Source organism: Kitasatospora sp. NPDC059722 (assembly GCF_042733235.1).
Taxonomy (GTDB): domain Bacteria; phylum Actinomycetota; class Actinomycetes; order Streptomycetales; family Streptomycetaceae; genus Kitasatospora.
This window is the reverse complement of the sequence record NZ_JBHWGD010000071.1, coordinates 1-2,438: the sequence shown is the minus strand read 5'-3', so window position 1 is coordinate 2,438 and position 2,438 is coordinate 1. Positions and strand designations below refer to the sequence as shown.

The window sequence follows — 2,438 nt, the reverse complement described above, 5'->3', positions numbered from 1 at the left end:
CGACACCGACCGGCCGCGGTTGGCCGGCGCCGGGCGCGCGCGCGGGTGGGGGGGGGCGGGGGGGCGCGGGGGGGGGGCGGCGGCGCCCGGCCCGCCCCCCCCCCCCCCGGGCCGGCCTTGAAGATCAGGATCAGATCCGGGCCAGGTAGCCGTTGTCGACCAGCCAGAGCACGTTCAGCCTGGCCGGGCCGCCCGGCACGAGGGCGCCGTCGAGCTGGTATTGCAGGCCCCAGCCGGGCTGGTTGAACCACGGCGCGATCGGGCCGGCGTGCACCGTGAACTCCCTGACCACCTTGTAGTCGTGGTAGTTGCAGCCGGCCGCCGGGTTCCCGTCGAGGCTCTGCGGCGGGATCGCGCGGTTCTCGTAGGGCAGGCCCTCGGGGGCGAGGAAGGCGCCGTACTCGCTGCCGTAGCGGTCGATGTCCTGGTCCGGGTGGAGGGTGAGGTCGAACTCGACCGGGCTGCCGTCGGGCAGCGTGACGAAGCCGTCGGCGGGCGGGTACTTCCAGCCGCCCTTGCCGCCGTTGGCCGCCGCGTCCCAGTACTGGGCGAGGAAGTCGCGCTCGCTCGCGCCGCCGGTGCGCCGGTAGCCGTCGACCTGCTCGCCGACCGGGCCGCTGGTCGGCAGGTCCTGGGGGCCGAGGCGGGCGTCGCCGTGCCGGAAGGCGGCGGAGCACTCGCCGGCGGGGGTGGCCCGGTCGGCGGCGACCGCCGGGACGGTCGGGGATATCAGGGCCGCGGCCGCGGCGAGCGGCGCGATGAGCAGGCGAAGGCGCACGGTGTCTCCGTCGTCAGGGGGGATTCGACACCAGGCAAGCGGATCATCTGATCATCCGTCAATCGGATGTCGCGGTTGCCCCGCCGAATCCCCTCCTTTCGGCCAACCTGCCGCCCGGCGGCCCGGCTCACCGCCCCGGCGCGACCCGCCCGATCAGGTGCAGCAGCCGGTCGAGGGCGTCCTTCGAGTCGGGCTCGGTCAGGTTGACCATGAGCCGGAAGGCGATGTTCAGCAGCGCCGGCCGCCCGAGCCCGGCCGCGCCCGCCGCGGCGAGCAGCTTCGGGCGGCCGAGCAGGTCCGCGGCGAGCCGCCCGAGCGCGAAGTACCCGGCGTAGGCGGAGCGCAGCGCCTGCGGGTAGGCGCGCAGGGCGAGTTCGCGGCCACGGTCGGTGCGGCGGGCGAGCGCCTGGACGATCGTCTCGGCGGCGTAGCGGCCGGACTCCATCGCATAGGCGATGCCCTCGCCGGTGCCGGGGCTGACCGTGCCGCCCGCGTCGCCGATCAGCAGCAGGCCGTCGGCGTAGTGGGGCCCGCGGTTGAGGCCCATGGGGAGGGCGGAGCCGCGGACGGGTTCGGTGACGGCGTCCGGGCCGTACTCGTACTCCGGCGGGAGGCCGTCGCACCAGCGGCGCAGCAGGTCGCGCCAGTCGAGGTCGACACCGGCGGTGTCGAGCACGCCGAGGCCGACGTTGGCCGTGCCGTCGCCCATGCCGAACACCCAGGCGTAGCCGGGCAGGAGGCGGCGGCCGGGGTCGGTGGGGTCGCGCAGGTCGAGCCAGGCCTCCAGGTAGCGGTCGTCGTGGCGCGGGGTGGTGAAGTAGGTGCGGTAGGCGACGCCCACCGCGCGGTCGGTGCGGCGGTAGCGCTTCATGGCGAGCGAGAGGCGGGTGGAGTTGCCGTCGGCGGCGACCACGACGGGTGCGTGGTAGTCGACGGGCCTGCGGTCGTCGCCGAGCCTGGCGGTGACGCCGGTGATCCGGCCGCTCCGGTCGTCGACCAACGGGCCCGCCACGTTGGCCCGTTCGACCAGTCGGGCACCGGCCGCGGCGGCGCGGCGGGCGAGCAGTTCGTCGAAGTCGGCACGGCGGCGCACGGCGCCGTACCCGGGGAAGGCGGAGAGCTCGGGCCAGTCGAACTCGATCGTGCGGCGGCCGGCGACCAGGCGCAGCCCGCGGTTGTGCAGCCAGCCGGCCTCCTCGGAGACGTCGATGCCGAGGTCGGTCAACTGCTTGACGGCACGCGGGGTGAGGCCGTCGCCGCAGACCTTCTCGCGGGGGAAGGCCGCCTTTTCGAGGAGGAGGACGTCGAGCCCGGTGCGGGCGAGGTGGTAGGCGGCGGTGGAGCCGGAGGGGCCGGCGCCGACCACGATGACGTCCGCGCAGTGCTCCGTCCGGGCGGGGCCGGGGCCGGGCCCTGGGGCGGTCGACTGCTGCTCCGGTCCGGGCATCGCGCACTCCCACGGGTCTGATCGGCTGCTGGGTCGGCGGACCCGACGATAGGGAACGCCGACGTCCGCCGCCGCCCGACACGCGGTCCCGCCCCGACGACCGGTCAATACCGGCCACCGGGGCGGGACCTGGGGCCTGTCTTCAAACCCCCGTCGTCCGCCCGGAGGGCGGGCCGTGCGGCGTCTGGGTGCGTGCATCGCAAGGCGGAGGAG

Annotated in this window: 2 protein-coding genes; both read right to left on the bottom strand. The window is 75.8% G+C overall.

Features of this window, described 5'->3' with window-relative positions:
- Window positions 1-130 precede the first annotated feature (130 nt).
- Window positions 131-778: a TNT domain-containing protein gene (locus ACFV4F_RS32735; protein WP_380508015.1), complete on the bottom strand. Its 648-nt coding sequence runs from the start codon at window positions 776-778 to the stop codon at window positions 131-133.
- Window positions 779-905: 127 nt separating this feature from the next.
- A complete protein-coding gene (locus ACFV4F_RS32730) occupies window positions 906-2,225 on the bottom strand; it encodes a geranylgeranyl reductase family protein (protein ID WP_380508012.1) in 1,320 nt (439 codons plus the stop codon).
- Window positions 2,226-2,438 lie beyond the last annotated feature (213 nt).

Excerpts from the sequence above, each read along its gene's own strand:
- ACFV4F_RS32730 (WP_380508012.1), bottom strand. The coding sequence starts at position 2,225 with ATGCCCGGACCGGAGCAGCAGTCGACCGCCCCAGGGCCCGGCCCCGGC.